Below are 23,608 nucleotides of genomic sequence, written 5' to 3'. Positions count from 1 at the left end.
ACCGTGCGGCCTACCCGACAGCGGGCTCACGCTCGGCAACGCCGGTCACCCGTTTGCGGCCCGCCGGTACCGTGGCAGGGTGGACATCTTGAGTGACGCCCTCGCGGCGATTCGCACCGGCACGCCGGCATCCGGCCTGTTCGTGCGGCACGCGCCGTGGGGGCGGCGCTATCCGGTGGTCCCGGGCGCGGGGTTCCATGTGGTGCTGCAGGGGTCCTGCTGGGCGGTGCCGGTCGATGTCGAACCGATCGCGCTCGGCCCCGGCGATGTGCTGTTCATGCCGCGCGGCGCCGACCACGATCTCGTCGATCGGCTCGACACCCCCGTCACCGAGGTGGCACGACCGGGCGAGCCACGCGAGATCGTGGGATCCGGCACCCGGACGGCGTTGCTGTGTGGCGCGTACGAGCTCGGCCGGGCCCGCAGTCACCCGATGCTGGCGGAACTGCCCGAATTCATCCATCTCCCAGCGCGTTCCGACCGGCACCCGTCCCTGCGCGGCGCGGTCGACCTGCTGCTCGCCGAGCTGACCGAGCCACGCGCGGGCAGCGACGCCGCCGTGCCCGCGCTGTTGGAGACCATGGTGCTGTTCGTCCTGCGGGCCTGGTTCGACGAGCAGGCCGCCGACGGCCGCACCGGCTGGGCCGGCGCGTTCGCCGACCCCGCCGTCACCGCGGCGTTGCGCGCGATCCACGAGGATCCGGCCCGGGAGTGGACGGTGGCCGAAATCGCCGCGATCGCGGGGGTTTCGCGCGCGACCCTGGGCCGCCGGTTCGCCGCGACCGTGGGTGAGGCGCCGTTGGCCTATGTGACCCGGTGGCGGTTGCTCACCGCGGCACGCCTGTTGCGCGACACCGACGCGCCGCTCGCCGCGGTGGCCCGCAAGGTCGGCTACACCTCGGAATTCGCGTTCGCCAAGGCGTTCAAACGCGAATACGGACAGGCACCCGGGCAGTATCGCCGGGACGGGGCCGACGTGTCGCCGATCGCCGTGTAGGGACGCGCCGATGCCGGAGCGTTCCGCATTCGCGCGGACCGCTCCGGCGCCCGGGATCGACGATCAGTTCACCGGGACCGGCAGCTCGCTCACCGCTTCCGCGGGGGTCGCGGGTCGCAGGACCACGGCCGTCACGGCGAGCGCCGCGGCCAGCGACACCGCCGCGGCCAGGAAAGCGAGCCGATAGCCGCCGGTGAGCGCTGCCGCCTCGGACATCCCTGCGGCGCTGAGGTTTTCGGCCCGCGCGGCGGCCAGGGTGGACAGCACGGCGACCCCGAGGGCCATGCCGAGTTGCTGCGTGGTGTTGAACAGCCCGGACGCGACACCGGCGTCCCGCTCACTCGCGCCCGACATGCCCAGGGCCGCAAGGGCCGGCAGCACCAGTCCGCCCCCGCCGATCGCCACCATCATCGGCAGCAGATCGGTGACGTAGTGACCGTGCACCGGGACCCGGGTGAGCCAGGTCATGCCGGCGAGCAACAGCACCAGTCCGCCGAACAGGACGTTGCGCGTACCGAATCGGGCGCTCAGTGGCGCCGAAGCGAACAGCGATACCGCGCCGATGCCGATCGCGGCGGGCAGCATGGCCAGGCCGGTCTGCAGTGCGGTGTATCCGAGCACCCGCTGCATGTACAGCGCGACCACGACCTGGAAGGCGAACATGGCCGACAGGGTCAGCATCTGGACCACGATCGCGCCGGAAACCTTGCGCGAGCGGAAGACCCGCAGCGCGAGCAACGGTGTGCGAGCGGTTGCCTGCCGGATCACGAAGCCGGTGAGCAGCACCGTCGAGATCGCACCGAAGCCGAGCGTGTGCGCGGAAACCCATCCGTACCGGCCGATGTCGACGATCGTGTAGCTGCCCAGCACGAGTCCGCCGGTCACCAGGACCGCGCCGGGCAGGTCGGCACCGGCGGCGAGCCCGGCACCCCGGTCGGCCGGCAGCACCCGCGCACCCAGCACCACCACCGCGACACCGATCGGCACATTGATCAGGAAGATCCAGTGCCAGTTCAGCGCATCGGTCAGCACGCCGCCGAGCACCTGGCCGATCGATGCGCCCGCGGCACCGGTGAAACTGAAGACACCCAGGGCCCGCGCGCGTTCGCGCTCCCCCGGGAACCGGGTCACGAGGATGCCGAGGACGACCGAGGCCGTCAGCGCACCACCGATCCCCTGTGCGAAGCGGGCCGCGATCAGCGTGGTCGTATTCTGCGCCGCACCCGCCAGCAGGGACGCGACGGTGAACACCGCGTTCCCGGCGAGGAACATCCGGCTGCGGCCGACGAGGTCGCCGATGCGGCCCGAGAGCAGCAGCAGACCGGCGAAGGCGATGAGGTAGGCGTTGACCGTCCAGGTCACGCCGGCCGCACCGAAGCCGAGATCTCGCTGGATCGCCGGCATCGCGACCGTCACGATGCTGCCGTCCAGAATGTCGATGAGCGCGGCCGCGGACAACACGGCCAGGGTGAGGCGTTGGGAGACCGACACCGTTTCCTCCTGCGAATCGTTCTTTCGTCGTTCTGAACGGTATTCGCGGGATTTGAGCGTTCCAATAATTGAAAAGCTCGTGTAGATGCTCCGAACGCTCACCACGCGGGGTCAGGACTTGTTGCGCTTCTCCTGGGCGGCGACCTTGCCGACGACGCCGTCGAACTTGGTGCCCGAGGGCCAACCGACGTAGTGGCACAGGAAGATCGCGATCTCGCGGAGTTGGTCCTCGGTGAGTTCGCCGTTGCGCAGGGCCGCGCCGACCTGGATCTCGGCGATGTCGAACAGGCCCTGGGCGGAGAGCGCGCCGAGCAGTAGCAGGCGGCGGTCGCGGATGGTGAGGCCGGGGCGGGACCAGATGTCGGCGAACACGTGGTCGGCGGTGATGGCGAAGTAGTCGCCGGGGCCGTCGGAGAATTCCCAGCCGTAGACCTCGCTCATCTTGGCCAGGCCGCGGGCGCGGACCTCGTCGCGAGTTTCGTTGTCGGCGGTCATGATTGCTCCTTTGCGGGGGTGGGGACGCCGAGGCCGGCGCCCAGGCCGTCGCGGGCGAGCTGGGCCAGCGGCAGCGGCACGTGCAGGCGGTCGCCGAGTTCGAGGGCGAGGGACAGGTCCTTCTCGCCCAGGTTGCGGACGTGGGTGAGGATCGGATACCAGAAGTCGTCTTCCGGGATCGCGGCGGTGGTGTCGCGCAACATGATCGCGCCCGGACCGCCGGTCTCGGCGTCGGAGTGCCGCACCACCTTGCCCAGTTTCACCAGGCTCAGCCCGGCGGCCTCGGCGAGGCGCTGCGCCTCGGTGACGGCGGTGAACGCCACGAAGTGAAGCAGGTTGCGCGCCAGCTTCATTCGCGTGCCGGCACCGACCGGGCCGGCGTGCACGATCAGATTCGCGAAGCAGCCGAACGGTTCCCGAATGGCGGCGACAGCCGCGTCGCTGCCGCCGACCATGACGGCCAGGTGCCCGCGGGTGGCGCCGGGCGCGCCGCCGCTGACCGGGGCGTCGACGAATTCGACGTCGTGTTGGGCACAGACCGCGGCCAGGGTCTCGGCGGTCCGGTCGCTGATCGTCGAGTGGACCGCGATCACCGTGCCGGGTGTGGCGGTGCGCAGGATCGCGTGCACCACCTCGGTGACCTGGGCGTCGTCGATGACGGTGACGCAGATGACCCGCGCGTGTGCGGCGAGTTCGGCGGGGTCGGCGGCCACCCGGGCCCCGGCCGCGGCGAACGGCTCGGTCACCTCCGGGCGCACGTCGCACACGGTGAGCCCGCCGGGCCACTCCAGCAAGCGGCGCGCCATCGGCGCACCCATATTGCCCAGCCCGATGAATCCGACCGGGACACCGGTGGTTTCGGTCATCGGATGATCTGCCCGCCGTCGACGGCGAGGATCTGGCCGGTCACCCAGGCGGCGTCGTCGGACAGCAGGTACAGGCAGGCGCCGACCAGGTCCTGCGGGGTGCCCATCCGCTTGATCGGGATGCGCGACACCATGTCTTTGACGATGACGTCGGGGGTGACGGCCTGGGTGGCCTCGGTGTCGATCGGGCCGGGCGCGATGGCGTTGATCCGGATCTTCGACCCGCCGAGTTCGGTGGCGAGCTGCTGGGTGAGACCGTTGATGCCGACCTTGGCCAGACCGTAGAAGCTGGAGTAGACCCAGGCGGCCGTGGAGGATTGGTTGACGATCGAGCCGCCCTTGGCCTTCAGCATCGGCTGATACACCGCGCGGGTCATGTTCAGCGCACCGTCGAGGTTCACGCTCATGAACTTCTTGTAGTAGTCCCAGTCCACGGTGAGCAGCAGGTTCAGCTTCATATCGCCGTAGATGGCGGCGTTGTTGACCAGGTGGTTGATCGCGCCGAACTCGGCGACCGTGAATTCGGCCAGGGCCGTGGCGGATTCGGGGTCGGCGACGTCGACGGTGTGGAAGACGGCGGTGCCGCCGGCGGCGGTGATCCGCTTGGCGGTCTCCTCGCCCTTCTCGGCGTTGAGGTCGGCGACGACGACGTTGGCGCCCTCGGCGGCGAGGGCTTCGGCGTAGACGGCGCCGATCCCCTGCGCGGCGCCGGTGACAATGGCGGTGCGGCCGGTGAAACGATTCATGGAGTTCGTGGTCCTTCCGGGAGATCTAGTGGGCACGCCGACGAGGGCGCTCAGGCGGGGCTGGCGACGAGCTTGGTTTCGAGGTACTCCTCGAAGCCCGCCACACCCATTTCACGGCCGATGCCGGACTGCTTGTAGCCGCCGAACGGAGCGTCGGCGTGATACCAGAGCCCGCCGTTGACACTCAGCGTGCCGGTGCGGATTCCGGCGACGACCCGCTCGACGCGGTCGGGGTCGGTGCCCCACACCGAACCCGAGAGCCCGTACGGGGATTCGTTGGCGAGCCGGATCGCGTCCGCGTCACCGTCGTGCGGGACCACCACGAGCACCGGCCCGAAGATCTCCTCCTGGGCGACGGTGGCGGTGTTGGGCAGGCCGCTGATCAGGGTCGGTTCGACGAAGTACCCGCGTTCGGCGCCCGCCGGGCGCCCGCCACCGACCACGATCGTGCCGCCTTCGGCGCGCGCGATGTCGAGGTACCGCTCGACCCGTTCCCGCTGGGCGGCGGAAATCAGTGGGCCACAGATCGTTCCGGGCTTCGTCGGGTCGCCCGCCTTCAGCCCCCTCAGCGTCCCCGCAGCAGCGGTGACCGCGGCGTCGTAGGACTCGCGCGGCACCAGCATCCGGGTGGTGAGCGCGCAGCCCTGACCGGCGTGCACGGCGACCGAGAAGGCGGTGTAGGCGGCGGCCGCCGCGATATCGGCGTCGTCCAGGACGACCGCGGCCGACTTGCCGCCGAGTTCGAGGAAGGTGCGCTTGAGTGTCTGTGCCGCACTTGCCATGACCGCGCGCCCGGTCCGGGTGGATCCGGTGAAGGTGATCATGTCCACCCGCGGGTCCTCGACCAGCCGGGCGCCGACGCCGTGGTCGGAGGAGGTCACGATATTGACCACGCCGGCGGGGATGTCGGTGTGCTCGGTGATGAGCGCGCCGAGCACGGCCGCACACCACGGGGTGTCCGGTGCGGGCTTGAGTACCACCGTGTTTCCGGCGGCCAGCGCGGGCCCGAGCTTGGCCAGGTTGATCTGGTGCGGGAAGTTCCAGGGCGTGATGGCGCCGACGACGCCCACGGCCTCGCGGCGCAGCACGCGGCGGCTGGTGCTGCCCATCTGCACCGCGGTACCGAGATCGGTTTCCCAGCTGTAGCTTTCGGCCAGGTCGGCGGCGAACGACAGGTCGTTCACCGGCCCTTCGAGTTGCGGGCCGCTGGTGAGCACGACGGGCGCGCCCACCTCGGCGACGGTGATCTGGCGCAGTTCTTCGATGTGGTCGCGCATGGTGTCGCGGAGCTGGCGCAGGCAGTGCGCCCGGAACGCGGGGTCACGGGACCAGCCGGTGTCGTCGAAGGCCGCGCGCGCGGCCCCGACGGCCGCGTCCAGATCCTCGGCCGAGGCGTCGGCGGCGTAGCCGAGGACTTCCTCGGTGGCCGGGTCGATCGTCGCGAAGACTCCCCGGCCGCCCGGGACCAGCTTGCCGCCGATGAGCAGGGGCGTGCCCGTGCTCGGGACGAGGCTGTTCATACGTTGACTCCGATGCATGTCTGGACAGGTGTTCGGAATATAGTTCGGATCATCGGCCCGGCGCAAGGAATCGGCGCGACGGCGTCCACACCCCGAGCCCGTGACCGGGGACGTTCGCACTGGTACACACCGTATTCGAAACATTCCGTTGTGATGGACCACTGCCGGTGATACTGTCCAGACACATGTCCAGCTATGTGTCTTCGGGACGGGGCGGTTCCGTCCGGTCCGGGCATGACCCGCGACCGAATGCGAGGTATCCGAGATGACGTCCGCCTCCCTGGAGCCGTTCACCTTCGACCCGTACGACTACCGTTTCCACGACGACCCGTACCCGGTCTACGAGCGACTGCGCGCCGACGCGCCGCTCTACCACAACCCGGAGCTCGACTTCTGGGCGCTGTCGCGGCACAGCGACGTGATCGCGGGATTCCGGGACAACGTGCGACTGTCCAGCGCCATGGGCGTCTCCCTGGACCCCGCCGCCTGGGGACCGCACGCGCACCACACCATGTCCTTCCTGGCCATGGACGACCCCCGCCACATGCGGATGCGCAAACTGGTCTTCAAGGGCTTCACTCCGAGCCGGATCGCCGAGATGGACGCGCGCATCCACGAGCTCACCCTCGAACACCTCGAACCGGCCCTGGGCCGCGGCACCTTCGACTGGATCGAAGACTTCGCCGGCAAGCTGCCCATGGACGTGATCTCCGAGCTCCTGGGTGTCCCCCAGCCCGACCGCGCCGAACTGCGCCGGCTCGCCGACCTGGTCGTGCACCGGGAAGAAGGCGTGCTCGACGTGCCGATGGCGGCGATCGAGTCCGCGCTCGCGCTGATCGGCTACTACACCGAGATGGTCGCCGAGCGACGGAAGAACCCGACCGCGGACCTCACCTCCGCGCTGCTGGACGCCGAGATCGACGGGGACAAGCTCACCGATCAGGAAATCATCGCGTTCATGTTCCTGATGGTGGTGGCCGGCAACGAGACCACCACCAAACTGCTCGGCAACGCGATCTACTGGGCGGGCCGCAATCCCGGCGAATTCGCGAAGGTGGTCGCGGATCCCGAACTGGTCGCGGACTGGGTCGAGGAGACCCTGCGCTACGACACCTCCAGCCAGATCATCGCGCGCAGTGCCGCCACCGATATCGAGATGTACGGCGAGACCATTCCGGCCGGCGCGAAGGTACTGCTGCTGATCGGCTCGGCGAACCGCGATTCGGCCGTGTTCGACGACGGCGACACCTACCGCATCGACCGGCCGGGCAAGGGCAACCTCGCCAGTTTCGGTGCGGGCGTGCACTTCTGCCTCGGCGCGCACCTCGCCCGGCTCGAAACCACCATCGCACTGCGCGAATTCGTGTCGCGGGTCGGCGCGTACCAGCTGGTCGACTCCGGCATCGAGCGGGTCCACTCGACCAGCGTGCGTGGTTTCGCGAAACTCCCCGTCACCGTGAAAGGCCGCTGATGCCCCGCTTCGAACCCCATCCCGACCGCCGGCCGGCCCTGATTGCCGGCGCCTCCTCCGGCATCGGCGCCGCCACCGCGGAAACCCTTGCCGCACTGGGCTACCCGGTGGCGCTGGGCGCGCGCCGCGTCGACCTGTGCGCGGAACTGGCCGCGAAGATCAATGCCAACGGCGGCGAGGCCTGGGCCGGCCGGCTCGACGTCACCGACCGCGCATCGGTGGACGAGTTCGTGACCGGCGCCCAGGCCGCGCTGGGCACCGCGGAGATCGTGGTCTCCGGCGCCGGCGACCTGCGTTTCGGCAAGGTCCACGAGATGGATCCCGACGATTTCGCGGCACAGGTGAACGTGCACCTGCTCGGCGTGCAGCGGCTGATCCACCGCGTGGTGCCCGGCATGGTCGAACGGCAGCGGGGCGACTTCGTCATGATCAGCTCCGACACCGCTGTCCAGCCCCGCCCTCGCTCGGGCGCGTATCCGGCCGCGAAGTCCGCGGTCGAGGCGATGGCCCGCCAGATGTGGATGGAGTTGGAGGGCACGGGAGTTCGCGCCTCGCTGGTCCGCCCGGGCCCCACGATGACCGGGATGGGCACCGACACCACCGCCGAGATCATCACCCCGGTGCTGGCGGACTGGGTGCGCTTCGGCTTCGCCCGGCACTCGGAGATGCTGAAGGCGCGCAATCTGGCCTCCGCCATCGCCGCGGTCGTGTCCGCGCCGCGCGGCGCCCACATCCAGCTCACCGAGGTGCAGCCCGAGGCGCGCGTCCAGGACCCGCGGAGCGCCTCGTGAAGATCACCGTCGACCTCGACCTGTGTCAGGGTCACGCCGCCTGCCAGGAGGAAGCGCCCGGGATCTTCACCGTGCCCAAACACGGCAAGGTGGAGATCCTCTGCGCCACACCGGATCCCGATGCTCGCGCCGCCGTCGAGGCCGCCGTGCGCTACTGCCCCACCCGGGCCCTGTCGATCACCGAGTGAAAGGACCACCGTCATGGCCGAATTCGACCGTGCCGAGCTCGACGAAATGGTCGCCCGCTGGCTGCGGGCCAACCAGGACTGCGAAGCCGCCGGGGACTGGCGGCCACTGGCCGACTTCTACACCGTCGACGCCACCTACGGCTGGAACTACGGGCCCACCCAGGAGTTCATGGCCGTCGGGCGCGACGAGATCCGCGACTACGCCCTCGGTACCGAGATGGACGGCCTGGACGGCTGGACCTATCCGTACCAGGACTGGGTGATCGACGACCGGACCGGCAACCTGATCGGCCTGTGGAAGCAGGTCAACGAGAACACCCGCCCGGACGGCAGTCACTACTCGCCACAGGGTATCGGCGGGAGCTGGTTCCGCTACGCCGGAGACTTCCAATGGTCCTGGCAGCGTGACTTTTTCGACTTCGGCAATGTGAGCGCGCTGTTTCTCGAGATGATCACCGCGAACGCGCTGTCGGACGGCATGACCAAGCGGATCGAGCGATCGGTCGCCGGCCCGCTGCCCGGCTGGTACCCGATCGGCAAGGGGCCGGTGCCGCTGTGGTGACCCCGGCCCGCAGCGCCTACGCGGACCTGACCCGCGAGCAACTCGCGATCCTGGTGCCCGAACTGCTGTTGAGCGGGCACCTGATCGACCGGTCCGGGATGGCGCACAGCATCGCCGCGTTCGGCCGGGAGGGCATGGCACAGGTCGCCATCGAGGAATGGCAGGTCGCCAGCCCGGTCTACACTCGCCGCATGCGGCGCGCGCTCGGCTACGCGGGCGACAGCGTGGAGACGATCTTCAAAGGGCTGCAGCTGGATATCGGCGCACCCCCGCAGTTCATGGACTTCCGCTACCGGGTCGACGACCACGATCACGGCGAGTTCTGGCTCGACCACTGCGGCGCGCTCGCCGACGTGGAGCCGATGGGCGAGGAGTTCGTGTTCTCGATGTGCCACGACATCGAGGACCCGACCTTCGACGCCACCGCGCTGGCCACCAACCCGAAGGCCCAGGTCCGCCCGATCCACCGGCCACCACGCGTACCGGCCGACCGGAAGCCGGTGTGCGCGTGGACGGTGACCATCGACGACTCGCATGTGCCGCCACCCGCCCCGGCGAACGCGCACCGGGCGGCGAATTCACGGGCGGCCGCAGTGGAACTCGACCCGATCGACCCGAACGACGAAGGGATGGGCGACTATTCGGGCCCGTTGCTCAGCGACCTGCGGTTCGCGGACTTCTCGCGGTCGGCGCTGATCCGGATGGCCGACGAGGTGTGCCTGCAGCATCACCTGCTGACGCTGGCCTTCCTGATCGCGGTGGGCGGCCGGGCCGATGCCGCGGAGACCGCCCGGATCGGCCGCGCCCAGTTCACCGGCATCGCCGGACTGACGTCCGAGCGGCTGCGCGACGCCCTCGGGCTCGGCACCGACGACGCGGCGCTGGCCCAGGTGCTGCGCCTGCATCCCGCATGGAACCCGTTGCGCTACAGCGGGGCTCGGATCGAGCTCACCACGTCCGGGGTGCAACTGTGGTTGCCGAAGGCCGGCGGCGCGACCGTGGACGGCACCTGGCCGGCCCTGATCGACGCCGAACACCTGGGCGCCGTGGCGGCCATGGCCCGCGGGGTCGACCCGCACTACACGGCCGAGGTCGCGGCCGACGACGCCGACGGGCTGACCGTGCGATTCGGCAAGGCGGACAAGCCGTTCCGCGAATCCGGGGAGGTCGCCATCACCCGGTTCTCCACCGGTGCCGACTTCCGCTTCGCCGACCGCGGCATCCCGCTGCCACTGACCGTCCTCTGAACTGCCTTCGAGAGGGAAACCCATGGCGTCCAACTTCGCCGACCTGTTCGAGCACGCGGTCGACGCGATGCCCGAGCGTACCGCCGTGATCCACGGCGACCGCCGTGTCACCTTCGCCGAGCTCGACGAGCGGGCCGACCGGCTCGCCTCGTATTTCACCTCGCTCGGCCTGGATACCAGCGCGCACATCGGGTTCCAGATGCACAACAGCATCGAGACCATGGAAACCCTGCTCGCCACGTTCAAACTGCGCGCGGTACCGATCAACGTGAACTACCGATACGGCGCGCCGGAACTGCGCTACCTCTACGACAACGCCGATCTCGACGCGCTGGTGTACCACCGCAGTTACGCGCCGGCGGCGCAGGCCGCGCTGGCGGCAGTGCCCGGGGTCCGGCACGTGTTCGTGGTCGACGACGATCTGGGCAGCGACGCGATCGCCAGTGACGCAACGCCTTACGAGCAGGCCATGGCGGCCGGCGCCCCCGGCCGGGTGGCGCGGGAGCGGTCGGCCGACGACCTGTTCATGATGTACACCGGCGGTACCACCGGCATGCCCAAGGGCGTGATGTGGCGCCAGGAGGACATGTGGCGGGTGCTGGGCGGCGGGATCGACTTCTACACCAACGAGCCGGTCGCCGACGAGTACCAGCAGTCCCGGGTGGGCACCGGGAACCCGCCGACGACCTGGCTGATGTTGCCGCCGCTGATCCACGCGGCCGGCATGATGCCCACCTTCAACGCGCTGTGGTCCGGCGCCACGGTCATCTTCGAATCGAGCTTCGATCCGCGGCGGATCTGGGCGACCGTGGCACGAGAGAAGCCGTTCGTCATGGTGCTCACCGGCGACGCGATGGCCCGGCCACTGCTCGACGCCTACATCGCGGCGCCCTCGGATGTGAGTTCGCTGATGGTGATCGCCTCAGGTGCGGCCCTGCTGTCGCAGCCGACGAAGAACGCGCTGCTGGAGAACTTTCCGGATCGGCTGATCTCGGATTCCATCGGCTCGTCCGAAACCGGATTCGGCGGAATCGGTTACGCCACCAAGGACGACGATCCGGGTCGCGGGCCGCGGGTGCAGACCGGGCGTGGCGCGGTGGTCGTGGACGAGAACGGCACACCGGTGGCGGTCGGTGCGGAGGGCTGGCTCGCGAAAACCGGTGCGGTGCCGCTGGGCTACTACAAGGATCCCGAGAAGTCCGAGCGGCTGTTCAAGACGGTCGACGGCAAGCGGATGGTGATCACCGACGACCGGGCACGGGCCGAGGAGGGCGGCCACATCACACTGATCGGGCGCGGCAACATGGTGATCAACACCGGCGGCGAGAAGGTGTTCGTGGAGGAGGTCGAGAGTGTGCTCAAATCCCACGAATCGGTGTTCGACGCCGTGGTGGTGGGGATCGCGCACGAGCGCTGGGGACAGCAGGTCGCGGCCGTCGTATCGGTGGCCGGTGATTCCGATGTCGATTTCGCGGCGCTGACCGGTCACGCGCGCCGCTACCTGGCGGGTTACAAGGTGCCGCGCAGTATCTGGGTGGCCGAGACGATCGTGCGCTCGCCCAGCGGTAAGCCGGACTATCGGTGGGCTCGCGACCGGACCGCCGAGCGTTCGCCGGACCACCGGGTCGAGTAGAATCCAGACACATGTCCGAACTAGCGTCTACCGGTATCGAAGCAACTCGGCGCCGCTTGACCGAGAAGCAGGCCGACACCGTCGATCGGCTCACCGTGGCCGCGGTCGAAGTGCTGTCCCGAGAAGGATACTCCGGCACCACTATACGGCTCGTCGCCGCCGCCGCGGGCGTCGGCACCGCTACCGCCTACACCTACTTCTCCTCCAAGGAACACCTGATCTCGGAGGTGTTCTGGCGCCGCCTGATCGCCAATCCGCCCGAACCGACCGAGGACACCGACCCGGCCACCCGGGTGGCCGCCGTCCTGCGGCAGGTCTCGATGCTGGTGGCCGACGAGCCCGCGCTCGCCGGCGCCGTCAGCACCGCCCTGCTCGGCGACGACCCCGACGTGAAGCACCTGCGCATCCGGATCGGCCGCGAGATCCGCCAGCGGCTCACCGTGGCCCTCGGGTCGAAGGATCCCGAGCGCCTGGCCATGCTGGAACTGCTGTACTCCGGCGCCCTGCTCCAGGGCGGCATGGGCCTGCTCTCCTACGCCCAGGTCGCCGACCTGCTCGACACCTGCGTGCGCCGCGTCCTCGCGGACCCGGCCCCGGAGAGTTAGCGACCGCGACTCTCCGACACAGCAATCGGCCGTCCGATCCGGCCACGGTCGAATCATTCTGGCGGGCAGATCATTTCCGGGGGTGCGACCACGCGCAGCAGGGCGCGAGCGCACAGGTCGCGGACCGCGTCTCGGTCCATCCCGCGGTCGTCGAGCCAGCGTAGGCAGACGGCCACAGTGAACGCGACCCAGCCGTGGACGGTCAGTGCCACATCGGCGGGCACCGCGGCTGAACAGCCGAGCGCCGCGGCGATCCGGCGTTCGAGTTCGGCGGTATTGCGGTCGACGATGGCGCGCACGTCCTCGTCGGCCATGGCGGCCGCGTTGCGCAGTGCGCGGTAGCCGTGCTCGTTCGCCTCGACGAACCGCAGGTAGGCATCGAGCGCATCGCGCACCTGACGGTCGAGCGGCTGCGACGCGTCGGTGCGCATCTCCGCCAGCAGCGCCTCCGATTGCGCCTCGACGACGGCCGCCGCGAACGCCTTCTTGTTGCCGAAGTAGTGGTAGATCAGGCCCACCGATACGCCCGCGGCGGCGGCCACGCTCTCCATCCACACGTCGTCGTAGGCCTGGGTGCCGAACTTCTCCGCGCCGATGCGCAGCAGCTGCGCGCGGCGTTCCGCCGTGCCGAGGCGAGACCGGGTACGTGGGGCGGACACGCTGCGATCCTAGCCAGCCGATCCCGCTATTGACAGTGGACTCAATAACGCGGCACGATCTATTGGAAGTCGATTCAGTAGTGGCGCGGAGGTCGGGTATGGCAGTGCAGCGGTTCGAGCACAACGGCCGCACGATCGTCTACGAACGCCTGGGCGCCGGAGCGCCGGTCGTCCTGCTACACAATCTCGGCACGTCGCGGCTGGTCTGGACCCACCAGATGCGGGCACTGGCCCGCCACCGCGAGGTGTTCGCGCTCGACCTGCTCGGCTACGGCGACTCCGATCGCGGCGCCCGCGACGAATACACCCTCGCCAACTACACGGATCTGCTCGCGCGGCTGATCGACGAGCAGGGTCTCGAACGGGTGGCGCTGGTCGGCAATTGTGTCGGGGCGGCCACCGCGCTGTCGTACGCGATCCGCCGGCCCGCCACCGTGACCGCGCTGGTTCTGGCCAACCCGGCGACCTATGCCACGGTCGGGCCGCGGCCGCTGGGGGCGGCGATCCGGCTCGCGAACGCCCTGCCGTGGGTGGCGCGACGGCTCGCCGTGCTGCGCACGCTCAGCCTGCCCGCGCCGATCGCCGCCGCGATTCTCGATCAGCAGCTGGGTCCCGGCGGCAGCCGCGCACGCCTGAGCGCCGGCTCGCCCGCCGCGGAACTCCGCGCGCTCTGGACCCGCCCCGGCGCGCTGCAACCGCTGGTGGACAGCGACATCGCGGCCGACTTCCGGAAATCCTTCGCCGCACTGGACCGAGCGCTGCTCGATCCGGACTTCCCGCCGATCTGCACGATCTGGGGTGCCCGCAACCGCGTGCTCTCCTCCGCCGCCGGCCACCGGCTCGACGCCACCGTACTGCGGCCGCGCCGGGCCGAAACCTTCACCGCCAGTGGCCATCTCCCGATGCTGGAGGAACCGGACCGATTCACCGACGTCGTCGAGCGCTTCCTGCTCGAAGTGGGTGGCCCCGCCGCGCGCGGATCGGAATCCGAACCGGCTCAGCGGTAGCCGCGTTTCAGCAGGTACTTCGCGCCGGACGCGAAGCCCTCCGGCGTCAATTGCTCGAAGTCGAAGGCGTTGGCCAGGCGGTCGGTGACGTTGAATGCGAAGGCAACTGCGAGCGCGTCCTCGATCTGCTGCGCGGTGACGCCGGTCGCGAGCACCGCGCGGACGTGGGCGGCGTCCACGCGCCCGGATCGGGCCAGCGTGCCGAGCAGGACCAGGGTCGCCGCCAGACCGACGGGAATATCGGCACTCGCGGGATCGGCGAGCGCGGCGGCCACCTTGTCCGGATCACCGAAAGCTTGTGCGGCAGTAGCGGTGTGGGCGCCGACGCAGAAGGGCGCGCGATTGACCTCGGAGATGTAGGCCGCCATCAGCTCACGCTCGGCGACCGACCACGCCGAGTCTCCGCGCATGGCTTCGTGGGTGAACTTCTTCATGGCCGCGCCGTAGAAGTCGGGGCGGTAGAAGGTGATCTTCGCAGCGTCGGGAACCGGCCGCCCGGTCACCATGCGAACGAACCGGAACAACATCTTCGGCACCGGCCCGATACCGCGTTCGAGGCTAGCGGGACGCATCGTCGGCCCCCTCGTCGCCCAGCGCTGCCGCGAGCGCGGCCCGGGCCGCGTCGTACTGCCGGTTCGCCGCGCCGAGTGCCGCACAGACGACTATCTCGAACAGCTGGTCGTCGGTGTAGCCCGCCGCCGAGAGCGTGGCGAAGTCGGCGTCGGTGAGCTGCGCGGAGTTGTCGGCGACCAGCATGATGAACCGGCCCAGCGGCTCGGTGGCCACGGTATTGCCGAACGCGCCGGCGCGCAGCTGCGCCGGCGTGGATCCCGGGCCGTCGAGTACCCGGGACACCAGGTGGCGGCGGAGCGCCGCGAATTCTTCGGTCCTGCTCATGGTTCGCCTCCTGCGGCGGTAGGACGTGCGAGCGGGTTCCCGACCGACGGTAGTCGCAGAGTCCGGCAACCGCAGTCAGGGCTGCGCCGTCGCGGATCGGCGACGGCCTTGTCGCGTCCAGTGAACCGTAGTACCGTCCAGACACATGTCCATCATGTGTCTGGACAGTTTTCTCGGAAAGGACGTCCCATGGCGCTGCTGCCTCCGGGGTTCGATTTCACCGATCCGGCCCTCTGGGAGACCCGCAACCCCGTCGCGGAATTCGCCGAACTCCGCCGCACGGCACCGGTGTGGTGGAACGCCCAGAGCGACGAGACCTCCGGCGGGTTCCGCGACGGCGGCTACTGGGTCGTCACCAAACACGAAGACATCAAGCACATCTCGCGGCATTCGGACCTGTTCTCCGCCGCAGCCAAGGGTTCGGTGATCCGGCTGCCCGGCGAGGTGACACCCGAGCAGATCGAGGCGACCGGCGCGCTGCTGCTGAACATGGACCCACCGAAACACACCAAGATCCGGCGCATCATCTCCAAGGGGTTCACCCCGCGCGCGGTCGAGAACCTGCGCGCCACCCTGACCGAACGCGCCGCGGCGATCGTGCACGCGGCCGCGAAGCACGACGGCGGGGACTTCGTCGAACAGGTGGCGTGCGAACTCCCGTTGCAGGCGATCGCCGAATTGATCGGTGTCCCACAGGAAGACCGGCACAAGTTGTTCGACTGGTCGAACCAGATGCTCAACTACGACGACCCGGAATTCGGCGACGCCACCACCACCGCCGGCTCCACCGACGCCTCGGTGCAGATCCTCGGGTACGCCTGGAACCTGGCCGAACAGCGGCGCACCGACCCGGTCGACGACATCGTCAGCAAGCTCGTGCACGCCGATATCGACGGAGAATCCCTCGGCTCGGACGAATTCGGCCTCTTCGTCATCCTGCTGGCGGTGGCCGGCAACGAGACCACCCGCAATGCCATCACCCACGGCATGAAGGCGTTCGTCGACCACCCGGAGCAGTGGGAACTGTTCCGGCAGCAACGCCCGCGCACCGCCGCGGACGAGATCATCCGCTGGGCCACCCCGGTGACCGCGTTCCAGCGCACCGCGACCGCCGACACCGAGGTGGGCGGGCAGCGGATCCGCGCGGGGCAGCGGCTCGGATTGTTCTACAGCTCAGCCAATTTCGACGAGGACGCGTTCACCGACCCGTTCGAGTTCGACATCGCGCGCGACCCCAATCCGCATCTGGCATTCGGCGGCACGGGCGCACACTACTGTGTCGGCGCGAACCTGGCGCGCCTGGAGATCGAGCTCATGTTCGGCGCGCTCGCCGACGCGATGCCGAACCTCACCCAGGTCGCCGAACCCGAACGGCTGCGCTCGGGTTGGATCAACGGCATCAAACGCTGGCAGGTCCGCTACGCGTAGCGGGCCCACATCACCGAAGGAGAGATTCGTGAAGACCCGACTGAATTGCCCGTGCGGCGAACACATCCGCGGCACCGACGAGAACGACCTGGTCGAGCAGACGCAGGCTCATCTGGCCGCGAACCACCCCGGGCACGACTATTCGCGCGACGAGATCCTGTTCATCGCCTACTGAATCCCCGGTGCCGCACAGCCGTTCACCAGCCGCGCGCGATCCACTCCTCGAGATGCGGTGCCTCGGTACCGATCTCGGTGCTGTCGCCGTGGCCGGTGAGCACCACCGTCTCCACCGGCAGGGTCAGCAATCGGTCGCGGATGGAGGCGATGATGGTCGGAAAGTCGGAGAAGGACCGCCCGGTGGCGCCGGGACCGCCGGAGAACAGCGTGTCGCCGCTGAACAGGGCAGTGGCCTCGGGCAGGGACAGCGACACCGAGCCCGGCGAGTGGCCCGGCGCGTGGAGCACCTCCAGTTCGGTGCCCGCCACCGCGATCCGCTGCCCGTCGGCCAGCGCGCCGAACGAGAACTCCGGATAGACCTGGCGCCACAGCATGTCGTCGCCGGGGTGCAGCAGCACCGGCGCGTCCGTGCGCCCGGACAACTCCTCGGCGACGCCGATGTGATCGTTGTGCCCGTGCGTGCACACGATCGCGCGCACCGTGCGGCCGGCGACGGCGTCGAGGATCGGCTGGGCGCTGTGCGCGGCGTCGATCACCACCACCTCGGTGTCGTCGCCGACCACCCAGACGTTGTTGTCGACCTCCCAGGTGCCGCCGTCGAGCGCGAAGGTGCCCGCGGTGACGACCTGCTCGATGCGCAGCGCGCCACTGCGATGCACGACCGCGCCGGTCACCGCGCGACCGCCGGTCCGGAGTTCATCGTCTCGCATACCTTCTCCATTCGGTCGAGCGTAATCCGTGTGGTCACCGGCCCGGCGTCGTGCCCGATCCCGGTCCCCGGCACCACCACGCGACCTGGAACCATCCCGTCGGTTCCATCGACAGCGCATCCCGGGGTCCGCTCCGGACGCCTGTGCCTGCGGCGATGACGATTTCGCCGGTGACCCTGCACCGTGCCGACTCCGAATCGACCTGGACAGGTGTTCGGAATATAGTTCGGTTCGGTGTTCGAAGGCAAGGGTCCGGCACCGGCCGGAACCGGTCCCGCGCGCATCGCCACGTCGGGCGCGCCTTGTCGCCACCCATTTTCCGTAGTACTGTCCGGACACATGTCCATCACATGTCTGGACAGGTATTCCGGGAAGGACTTCCAATGACACTGGTCAAGCCGCAACGGGTGTCCGGAGGCGAGGACGAGCACGGCCACCTCGAAGAATTCCGCACCGACCCGATCGCCCTCATGCGCCGGGTCCGGGCCGAATGCGGCGACATCGGGTCCTTCGAACTGGCCGGGCGCGACGTCATCCTGCTCACCGGCGCCGAAGCCAACGAGTTCTTCTTCCGCGCCGGCGACGAGGAACTCGACCAGGGTGCGGCCTACCCGTTCATGAAGCCCATCTTCGGCGACGGCGTCGTCTTCGACGCACCACCGGAACGCCGCAAGGAGATGCTGCACAACCAGGCGCTGCGCGCCGACCACATGAAGGGCCACGCCGCCACCATCGCGCGCGAGGTCGACGCCATGCTCGCGCAGTGGGGCGACGCGGGCGAGATCGACCTGCTCGAATTCTTCGCCGAACTCACCATCTACACCTCGTCGTCCTGCCTGATCGGCGTGAAGTTCCGCAACCAGCTCGACTCCCGCTTCGCGCACCTCTACCACGAGCTCGAACAGGGCACCGACGCGCTCGCCTACGTGGACCCGTACGCCCCGATCGAGAGTTTCCGGCGCCGCGATGAAGCCCGCGCCCAACTCGTCGAACTCGTGCAGGCGATCATGAACGACCGCGAGGCCGACCCACCGCAGGGCAAGGACGACCGCGACATGCTCGACATCCTGATCTCGGTCAAGGACGAGCACGGCGTGCCGCGGTTCTCCGCCAGCGAGATCACCGGGATCTTCATCTCCATGATGTTCGCGGGACACCACACCACGTCCGGCACCGCGGCCTGGACCATCATCGAGCTGCTGCGCCACCCGGAGACGCTCGCCGGCGTCGTCGCCGAACTCGACGAGTTGTACGCCGACGGATCCGAGGTCAGCCACAACGCGCTGCGGCAGATCCCCAACCTCGAAGCGGCACTGAAGGAATCGCTGCGCCTGCACCCGCCGCTGATCATCCTGATGCGGATCGCGCGCGACGAATTCGAGGTGTGCGGGCACGGAATCGCGCCGGGCGACATGGTGGCCGCCACGCCCGCGATCTCCAATCGCATCCCGGAGGACTTCCCCGACCCCGACACCTTCGACCCGGGCCGCTACCTCGACCCGCGGCAGGAGGACATCGTCAACCGGTGGACCTGGATCCCGTTCGGGGCCGGCCGGCACCGGTGCGTGGGCGCCGCGTTCGCGCTCATGCAGTTGAAGGCGATCTTCTCGATTCTGCTGCGGGACTGGGAATTCGAGCTGGCGCAGCCGTCGGACAGTTACCGCAACGACCACTCCAAGATGGTCGTGCAGCTCGAACAGCCGTGCCCGGTCCGCTACCGGCGCCGGGAACGGACCGTTTGATGCGGATCGCGCTGCTGTCGTACCGCAGCAAGACCCACTGTGGCGGGCAAGGGGTCTACGTCCGGTATCTGAGCCGCGGACTGGCCGATCTCGGGCATCAGGTCGAGGTGTTCTCCGGGCAGCCCTATCCCGAACAGCTCGACCCGCGAGTCCGGCTCACCGAAGTGCCCAGCCTGGACCTGTACCGCGACGACGACCCGTTCCGCACCCCGCACCCGCGCGAGTTCCGCGATCGCACCGATCTGCTGGAGGTCGCCACCATGTGGACCGCGGGGTTCCCCGAGCCGCGCACCTTCAGCACCCGGGTGGCGAAGCTGTTACGTTCCCGCACCGCGGATTTCGACGTCGTGCACGACAACCAGTGCCTGGGGTACGGGCTGCTCGACATCGCCCGGCACCTGCCGGTGGTGGCCACGATCCACCATCCGATCACCCGCGACCGCGCGGTGGACCTGGCCGCGGCGCCGTGGCGGCGGATACCGTTCGTGCACCGCTGGTACGGGTTCCTCGGCATGCAGCGGCGGGTGGCCCGGCGGATCCCGGACCTGCTCACGGTGTCCTCGTCGTCGGCCGCCGATATCGTCGCCGACTTCGGGGTGGCGCCCGAGCAGCTGCACACCGTACCGCTCGGGGTGGACACCGAATTGTTCCGGCCGCGTGGGCAATCCCGCGTGCCCGGCCGCATCGTCGCCGTCGCCAGTGCCGACAAGCCGCTCAAGGGCATCGCACATCTGCTCGAAGCCGTTGCGCGGCTGCGGCATACGCGCGAGGTCGAGTTGCGGCTGGTTGGGCGGCTGGAACCCAACGGCCCGACCGAGAAGCTGATCGCCGAACTCGGGCTCGCCGATATCGTCACCGCGACAAGCGGTTTGAGCGACCAGGAACTGGCCGAGCTGTTGGCGTCGGCGCAGGTCGCGTGCATCCCGTCGATCTACGAGGGGTTCTCGCTGCCCGCCGTGGAGGCGATGGCGAGCGGGACGCCGCTGGTTGCCAGCCGCGCGGGAGCGCTGCCCGAAGTGGTCGGGGACTGCGCGGAACTCGTCGAGCCGGGCAATGTGGACCAGCTGACCCGGGCGCTCGACGAGCTGCTCGGTGATCCGCGGCGGCTGGACCGGATGGGACGCGCCGGGCGCGGGCGGGCCGTCGCGATCTTCAGCTGGCCGGCGGTCGGCGCCCGGACCGCGCTGGTGTACGAACGCGCGATCGAACGGCATCGCGCGGGGCCGACCACCGCGGTTGCCGCGCACGGTGTTTCACCGAGATGATCCGCGCAGTGAGCCGCCCGAACCTTTTCGATCCCCAGGAGCGTCAATGCTGACCGTCGACTTCGACCGCCTCGGTGTGCGTGCCGGTACCCGCCTCATCGACGTCGGCGCCGGAGCGGGCCGCCACTCGTTCGAGGCGTACCGTCGCGGCGCCGACGTGGTCGCCTTCGATCAGAACGCCGGCGAACTCGCCGACGTCGAGCTCATGTTCCGGGCCATGGCCGAGGCCGGCGAGGCACCCGCTTACGCCAAGGCCGAAACCGTCTGCGGTGACGCCCTCGACCTGCCCTACGGGGACGGGGCGTTCGATGTGGTGATCGCCTCGGAGATCCTCGAACACGTGCCCGAGGACCGGCGCGCGATCGCGGAACTGGTGCGGGTACTGAAACCCGGTGGGGCGCTGGTGGTCACGGTGCCGCGCTGGCTACCCGAACGCATCTGCTGGGCGCTGTCGGACGAATACCACGCCAACGAGGGCGGGCACATCCGGATCTATCGCGCCGACGAGCTGCGCGCCCGGATCACCGAAACCGGTGTGCGGTATGTCCATCAGGGGTTCGAGCACGCGCTGCACTCGCCGTTCTGGTGGCTCAAGTGCGCGGTCGGGGTTTCGCGGGACACGCATCCGCTGGTCGCCGCGTATCACCGGATGCTGGTGTGGGACATGATGTCCGCGCCCCGGCTGACCCGCACGGCCGAGCGGTTGCTCAACCCGCTGATCGGCAAGTCGGTGGCCCTGTACTTCACCAAACCGGCGGTGTCCGGTGCGCGCCGCTGACCTGCCGGCCGTGGCCGGGGTGCTGAGCGCGCGCGAGATCGCCCGCAGCGCCGCGTCCATCGCCGCCGCACAGGAACCCGACGGCGCTGTCCCCTGGTTCACCGGCGGCCACACCGACCCGTGGGACCACGTCGAATCCGCCATGGCGCTCACCGCCGCCGGCCTGCACGACCTGGCCCGCGCCGCGTACGTCTGGTCGGCCAAGACGCAACGCGACGACGGCTCCTGGCCGATGCAGTTCCGGCAGGGGACGATCGAGAACCACGACGCCGACACCAACTTCTGCGCCTACCTGGCGACCGGGCTGCTGCACTTCCTCCAGATCTCCGGCGACCGCGACTTCGTGGCGGAACTGTGGCCGACCGTACGCGCCGGAATCGACTTCGTGCTCACCCTGCAAGGCGAGTACGGTGAAATCTATTGGTCCGCAGGCGAATCCGGACACTCGGGCACCGCTCTGCTGACCGGCAGCTCGAGCATCTTCCACAGCCTCGGCTGCGCGGTGGAACTCGCCGACCGCCTCGGCGATCCGCGCCCCGACTGGGTACGGGCCCGCCACCGGCTCGGCACCGCCCTGCGCGACCACCCCGAAGCGTTCCTGGACAAGAGCCGCTACTCGATGGACTGGTACTACCCCATCCTCAGTGGCGCGATCCGCGCCCCCGCCGCCCGCACCCGCATCGACGCACACTGGACCACCTTCGTCGTCCCCGACCTGGGCGCCCGCTGCGTCTCGGACGCCCCCTGGGTCACCGGCGCGGAAACCTGCGAACTGGTCCTGGCGCTCGACGCCATCAACGACACCGCCTCTGCCACAACACTCTTCACCCAGATCCAGCATCTACGCGAGCCGGACGGCTCGTACTGGACCGGACTGGTGTTCGCAGACGGGAAACGCTGGCCGGAGGAACGAACGACATGGACCGCGGCGGCGGTGATCCTGGCAGCTGATGCTTTGAGCCGCACGACCCCGGGCAACAGCATCTTCCGCACGGCACGCCCGGACTGACCGACCGACGGCAGCTCGGTGGCACGCCCACTCACGACAGGTGCCGTTGCCTCACAGCGCATCCGACGGTCAAGTCGCGGCGAACGCGAAGTACCATCCCGAGCGCTCGACATCGGCCATCGGCTGCCACTCGGTCTCGTCCCTGCGGTAATACTCACCGGCGAGGTCGAAGTAGTCCGCGCCGTCCGCGTCGCGCGCTGTCAACAGTCGAGAAACTGGATCGAATTCGAGTTCGTGCCACGTTCCTTCGGCTCGCAGTTCCAGGCGCAGCAGGTCGAAGTCCTCGGTGAGCTCGATGCCTTGCGGGAGTGTGGGATCGACGTGGCGCCGCGGGCCTGACAGCACGAGCAGTTCGATGACCCCATCGTGCAGCCAGCCCATGACGCCGCTGCGGTCCCACACGACATCGGTCGGCACGAAGTCCTCGTACGGCTCGCGGTCGTCCATCTCGATATCGGCAATCGACCACATGTCCCGCTGGTCGAGCGTGGCGACGAGAACGCCATGAAAGATCCCACCCAACGTGGTGTCGCCGACATATTCCCAGCCTGATTCGAAGGCGAGCACCAGAGTGTCGGCGCCATGGAATCGCGCATAAGTCCACCGCTCGAGGCCCCACATCACGTCCAGATCGAATGCCGCCGCCCCCGACCGCACGATGCTGCCCTCGAATTCCCAACGGCCGTCAGGTGATACGACCCTCCCGAGCTGGACCTTCTTCGCCATCGCTTCCTCCCCCGCCCGGCACCTGCCACCGAGACAGCTCATCGTAGGCACGCCGGGAGAACGCGCCTTCGCGTACTGGAGGGCTGCGGCCGCCGCACCGCGGGGATGCGCACGGGGTGACACCGTCTCTGCTGGCACGCCGACCTGAGCGAGGCAATGAACTGAATACCGAAGGGAGACGGATGCTGTTGCCGCACGTTGGTGGACCACCGAAAGATCTGTGGCGGCCGATAGTTCAGTCGCTTGACCAGCAAATATGTTGAGATTCTTTGGGTTCCACCCTGGCGCGTGTGGTGGTTCGAGCGTAAACTTGAAGCATGACTTCGACGGGGGTAGAAGACACAGGACAGGCGGCGGCGACACTGCTGTCCACCGTCACCGCCCTCATCGAACTCCCCCTGACACCACTGTCCGACGACGCCATGTGGCAGGCCATGCGCGACATCGAAACCGCCTACTGGAAACTCGCCGCCGTCCAAGACCGCATGCTGATCGAAGCCGCTGAACGATCCTTCCCCGAAACCTGCGGTGTGCGTGGGGAAAAGCGGATGCTCACCGACGTGTTCCGGCTCTCCGGCGCCGAAGCGCACGGGCGAGT

General features: G+C 69.1%; 25 protein-coding genes and 1 pseudogene. 16 read left to right on the top strand and 10 right to left on the bottom strand.

From position 1 onward, the window contains the following. Window positions 1–79 precede the first annotated feature (79 nt). On the top strand, window positions 80–997 hold the full coding sequence (locus tag EBN03_RS30345; protein ID WP_122191601.1) for an AraC family transcriptional regulator: 918 nt from the start codon (window positions 80–82) through the stop codon (window positions 995–997). A gap of 63 nt (window positions 998–1,060) precedes the next feature. On the opposite strand, the gene EBN03_RS30340 is transcribed toward EBN03_RS30345, so the two are convergent. The 5 genes from EBN03_RS30340 to EBN03_RS30320 all read right to left on the bottom strand — a co-directional run bounded on the left by EBN03_RS30340 (window position 1,061) and on the right by EBN03_RS30320 (window position 6,115). After that, window positions 1,061–2,488 carry an MFS transporter gene (locus tag EBN03_RS30340; protein ID WP_122191600.1) on the bottom strand — a complete coding sequence of 476 codons (1,428 nt, stop codon included), beginning with the start codon at window positions 2,486–2,488 and terminating at the stop codon, window positions 1,061–1,063. Window positions 2,489–2,599: 111 nt separating this feature from the next. After that, window positions 2,600–2,983 (bottom strand): carboxymuconolactone decarboxylase family protein, encoded by a 384-nt coding sequence (locus EBN03_RS30335; RefSeq protein ID WP_122191599.1) that lies wholly within the window; start codon window positions 2,981–2,983, stop codon window positions 2,600–2,602. Beyond that, a complete protein-coding gene (locus tag EBN03_RS30330) occupies window positions 2,980–3,849 on the bottom strand; it encodes an NAD(P)-dependent oxidoreductase (protein ID WP_122191598.1) in 870 nt (289 codons plus the stop codon). The genes EBN03_RS30335 and EBN03_RS30330 overlap by 4 nt, the downstream gene beginning before the upstream one ends. Next, entirely contained in the window at window positions 3,846–4,595 is a 750-nt protein-coding gene (locus tag EBN03_RS30325; RefSeq protein ID WP_122191597.1) for an SDR family oxidoreductase, read from the bottom strand. The genes EBN03_RS30330 and EBN03_RS30325 overlap by 4 nt, the downstream gene beginning before the upstream one ends. 50 nt (window positions 4,596–4,645) lie before the next feature. Then, entirely contained in the window at window positions 4,646–6,115 is a 1,470-nt protein-coding gene (locus tag EBN03_RS30320) for an aldehyde dehydrogenase (protein ID WP_122191596.1), read from the bottom strand. A 265-nt stretch (window positions 6,116–6,380) separates the two neighbouring features. On the opposite strand from EBN03_RS30320, the gene EBN03_RS30315 reads away from it, so the two are divergent. Genes EBN03_RS30315 through EBN03_RS30285 form a run of 7 tightly spaced genes read left to right on the top strand, consistent with a single transcriptional unit; the run spans window position 6,381 to window position 12,612 of the window. Continuing rightward, window positions 6,381–7,586: a cytochrome P450 gene (locus EBN03_RS30315; RefSeq protein ID WP_122191595.1), complete on the top strand. Its 1,206-nt coding sequence runs from the start codon at window positions 6,381–6,383 to the stop codon at window positions 7,584–7,586. Continuing rightward, a complete protein-coding gene (locus EBN03_RS30310; protein ID WP_122191594.1) occupies window positions 7,586–8,377 on the top strand; it encodes an SDR family oxidoreductase in 792 nt (263 codons plus the stop codon). The genes EBN03_RS30315 and EBN03_RS30310 overlap by 1 nt, the downstream gene beginning before the upstream one ends. After that, on the top strand, window positions 8,374–8,565 hold the full coding sequence (locus tag EBN03_RS30305; protein ID WP_122191593.1) for a ferredoxin: 192 nt from the start codon (window positions 8,374–8,376) through the stop codon (window positions 8,563–8,565). Before EBN03_RS30310 ends, EBN03_RS30305 begins: the two co-directional genes overlap by 4 nt. Window positions 8,566–8,578: 13 nt before the next feature. Beyond that, entirely contained in the window at window positions 8,579–9,127 is a 549-nt protein-coding gene (locus EBN03_RS30300) for a nuclear transport factor 2 family protein (protein ID WP_122191592.1), read from the top strand. Continuing rightward, complete coding sequence (locus EBN03_RS30295; protein ID WP_122191591.1) at window positions 9,121–10,374, top strand: hypothetical protein; 1,254 nt, start codon at window positions 9,121–9,123, stop codon at window positions 10,372–10,374. The genes EBN03_RS30300 and EBN03_RS30295 overlap by 7 nt, the downstream gene beginning before the upstream one ends. Before the next feature lie 22 nt (window positions 10,375–10,396). Further along, entirely contained in the window at window positions 10,397–12,007 is a 1,611-nt protein-coding gene (locus EBN03_RS30290) for an acyl-CoA synthetase (protein ID WP_122191590.1), read from the top strand. 11 nt (window positions 12,008–12,018) lie between these two features. Next, complete coding sequence (locus tag EBN03_RS30285; protein ID WP_122191589.1) at window positions 12,019–12,612, top strand: TetR/AcrR family transcriptional regulator; 594 nt, start codon at window positions 12,019–12,021, stop codon at window positions 12,610–12,612. A gap of 53 nt (window positions 12,613–12,665) precedes the next feature. Here EBN03_RS30285 and EBN03_RS30280 read toward each other — a convergent pair whose 3' ends face one another. Further along, complete coding sequence (locus EBN03_RS30280; RefSeq protein WP_122191588.1) at window positions 12,666–13,271, bottom strand: TetR/AcrR family transcriptional regulator; 606 nt, start codon at window positions 13,269–13,271, stop codon at window positions 12,666–12,668. A 98-nt stretch (window positions 13,272–13,369) separates the two neighbouring features. Between EBN03_RS30280 and EBN03_RS30275 the strand changes: the two genes are divergently transcribed. Continuing rightward, window positions 13,370–14,278, top strand: a complete 909-nt coding sequence (locus EBN03_RS30275; protein WP_122191587.1) for an alpha/beta fold hydrolase — start codon at window positions 13,370–13,372, stop codon at window positions 14,276–14,278. Here EBN03_RS30275 and EBN03_RS30270 read toward each other — a convergent pair. Next, on the bottom strand, window positions 14,269–14,850 hold the full coding sequence (locus tag EBN03_RS30270; protein ID WP_122191586.1) for a carboxymuconolactone decarboxylase family protein: 582 nt from the start codon (window positions 14,848–14,850) through the stop codon (window positions 14,269–14,271). The two genes, EBN03_RS30275 and EBN03_RS30270, sit on opposite strands and share 10 nt — an antisense overlap. Beyond that, a complete protein-coding gene (locus EBN03_RS30265; RefSeq protein ID WP_122191585.1) occupies window positions 14,837–15,175 on the bottom strand; it encodes a carboxymuconolactone decarboxylase family protein in 339 nt (112 codons plus the stop codon). Before EBN03_RS30265 ends, EBN03_RS30270 begins: the two co-directional genes overlap by 14 nt. 189 nt (window positions 15,176–15,364) lie before the next feature. Between EBN03_RS30265 and EBN03_RS30260 the strand changes: the two genes are divergently transcribed. Both EBN03_RS30260 and EBN03_RS30255 read left to right on the top strand, forming a co-directional pair. Then, window positions 15,365–16,603 carry a cytochrome P450 gene (locus EBN03_RS30260; protein ID WP_122191584.1) on the top strand — a complete coding sequence of 413 codons (1,239 nt, stop codon included), beginning with the start codon at window positions 15,365–15,367 and terminating at the stop codon, window positions 16,601–16,603. Window positions 16,604–16,631: 28 nt separating this feature from the next. Further along, complete coding sequence (locus tag EBN03_RS30255; RefSeq protein ID WP_122191583.1) at window positions 16,632–16,778, top strand: DUF1059 domain-containing protein; 147 nt, start codon at window positions 16,632–16,634, stop codon at window positions 16,776–16,778. Between the two features lie 22 nt (window positions 16,779–16,800). Here the strand turns inward: EBN03_RS30255 and EBN03_RS30250 are convergent, their stop codons facing one another. After that, on the bottom strand, window positions 16,801–17,490 hold the full coding sequence (locus EBN03_RS30250; protein WP_122191582.1) for an MBL fold metallo-hydrolase: 690 nt from the start codon (window positions 17,488–17,490) through the stop codon (window positions 16,801–16,803). Window positions 17,491–17,873: 383 nt separating this feature from the next. On the opposite strand from EBN03_RS30250, the gene EBN03_RS30245 reads away from it, so the two are divergent. From EBN03_RS30245 to EBN03_RS30230, 4 genes are read left to right on the top strand one after another with little or no spacing between them, the layout of a single operon-like run. Next, on the top strand, window positions 17,874–19,232 hold the full coding sequence (locus tag EBN03_RS30245; protein ID WP_122191581.1) for a cytochrome P450: 1,359 nt from the start codon (window positions 17,874–17,876) through the stop codon (window positions 19,230–19,232). Then, complete coding sequence (locus EBN03_RS30240) at window positions 19,232–20,497, top strand: glycosyltransferase family 4 protein (RefSeq protein ID WP_122191657.1); 1,266 nt, start codon at window positions 19,232–19,234, stop codon at window positions 20,495–20,497. Before EBN03_RS30245 ends, EBN03_RS30240 begins: the two co-directional genes overlap by 1 nt. Before the next feature lie 46 nt (window positions 20,498–20,543). After that, window positions 20,544–21,275, top strand: a complete 732-nt coding sequence (locus EBN03_RS30235; RefSeq protein WP_122191580.1) for a class I SAM-dependent methyltransferase — start codon at window positions 20,544–20,546, stop codon at window positions 21,273–21,275. Continuing rightward, window positions 21,262–22,284 (top strand): prenyltransferase/squalene oxidase repeat-containing protein, encoded by a 1,023-nt coding sequence (locus EBN03_RS30230; RefSeq protein ID WP_122191579.1) that lies wholly within the window; start codon window positions 21,262–21,264, stop codon window positions 22,282–22,284. Before EBN03_RS30235 ends, EBN03_RS30230 begins: the two co-directional genes overlap by 14 nt. Before the next feature lie 69 nt (window positions 22,285–22,353). Here EBN03_RS30230 and EBN03_RS30225 read toward each other — a convergent pair whose 3' ends face one another. Then, a complete protein-coding gene (locus EBN03_RS30225) occupies window positions 22,354–23,148 on the bottom strand; it encodes a hypothetical protein (RefSeq protein WP_147471764.1) in 795 nt (264 codons plus the stop codon). A gap of 179 nt (window positions 23,149–23,327) precedes the next feature. On the opposite strand from EBN03_RS30225, the pseudogene EBN03_RS30220 reads away from it, so the two are divergent. Then, window positions 23,328–23,608 (top strand): annotated as a pseudogene (locus EBN03_RS30220) (HNH endonuclease signature motif containing protein); the annotation flags it as partial.

This window comes from Nocardia stercoris, assembly GCF_003696265.1.
GTDB classification, from domain to species: Bacteria; Actinomycetota; Actinomycetes; order Mycobacteriales; family Mycobacteriaceae; genus Nocardia; species Nocardia stercoris.
This window is presented reverse-complemented; position numbering and strand designations above follow the sequence as displayed.

Coding starts and splice junctions, on each gene's coding strand:
- EBN03_RS30285 (WP_122191589.1), top strand. CDS start 12,019: ATGTCCGAACTAGCGTCTACCGGTATCGAAGCAACTCGGCGCCGCTTG.
- EBN03_RS30335 (WP_122191599.1), bottom strand. CDS start 2,983: ATGACCGCCGACAACGAAACTCGCGACGAGGTCCGCGCCCGCGGCCTG.
- EBN03_RS30320 (WP_122191596.1), bottom strand. CDS start 6,115: ATGAACAGCCTCGTCCCGAGCACGGGCACGCCCCTGCTCATCGGCGGC.
- EBN03_RS30330 (WP_122191598.1), bottom strand. CDS start 3,849: ATGACCGAAACCACCGGTGTCCCGGTCGGATTCATCGGGCTGGGCAAT.
- EBN03_RS30300 (WP_122191592.1), top strand. CDS start 8,579: ATGGCCGAATTCGACCGTGCCGAGCTCGACGAAATGGTCGCCCGCTGG.
- EBN03_RS30315 (WP_122191595.1), top strand. CDS start 6,381: ATGACGTCCGCCTCCCTGGAGCCGTTCACCTTCGACCCGTACGACTAC.
- EBN03_RS30325 (WP_122191597.1), bottom strand. CDS start 4,595: ATGAATCGTTTCACCGGCCGCACCGCCATTGTCACCGGCGCCGCGCAG.
- EBN03_RS30310 (WP_122191594.1), top strand. CDS start 7,586: ATGCCCCGCTTCGAACCCCATCCCGACCGCCGGCCGGCCCTGATTGCC.
- EBN03_RS30275 (WP_122191587.1), top strand. CDS start 13,370: ATGGCAGTGCAGCGGTTCGAGCACAACGGCCGCACGATCGTCTACGAA.
- EBN03_RS30235 (WP_122191580.1), top strand. CDS start 20,544: ATGCTGACCGTCGACTTCGACCGCCTCGGTGTGCGTGCCGGTACCCGC.
- EBN03_RS30250 (WP_122191582.1), bottom strand. CDS start 17,490: ATGCGAGACGATGAACTCCGGACCGGCGGTCGCGCGGTGACCGGCGCG.
- EBN03_RS30290 (WP_122191590.1), top strand. CDS start 10,397: ATGGCGTCCAACTTCGCCGACCTGTTCGAGCACGCGGTCGACGCGATG.
- EBN03_RS30260 (WP_122191584.1), top strand. CDS start 15,365: ATGGCGCTGCTGCCTCCGGGGTTCGATTTCACCGATCCGGCCCTCTGG.
- EBN03_RS30270 (WP_122191586.1), bottom strand. CDS start 14,850: ATGCGTCCCGCTAGCCTCGAACGCGGTATCGGGCCGGTGCCGAAGATG.
- EBN03_RS30245 (WP_122191581.1), top strand. CDS start 17,874: ATGACACTGGTCAAGCCGCAACGGGTGTCCGGAGGCGAGGACGAGCAC.
- EBN03_RS30265 (WP_122191585.1), bottom strand. CDS start 15,175: ATGAGCAGGACCGAAGAATTCGCGGCGCTCCGCCGCCACCTGGTGTCC.
- EBN03_RS30240 (WP_122191657.1), top strand. CDS start 19,232: ATGCGGATCGCGCTGCTGTCGTACCGCAGCAAGACCCACTGTGGCGGG.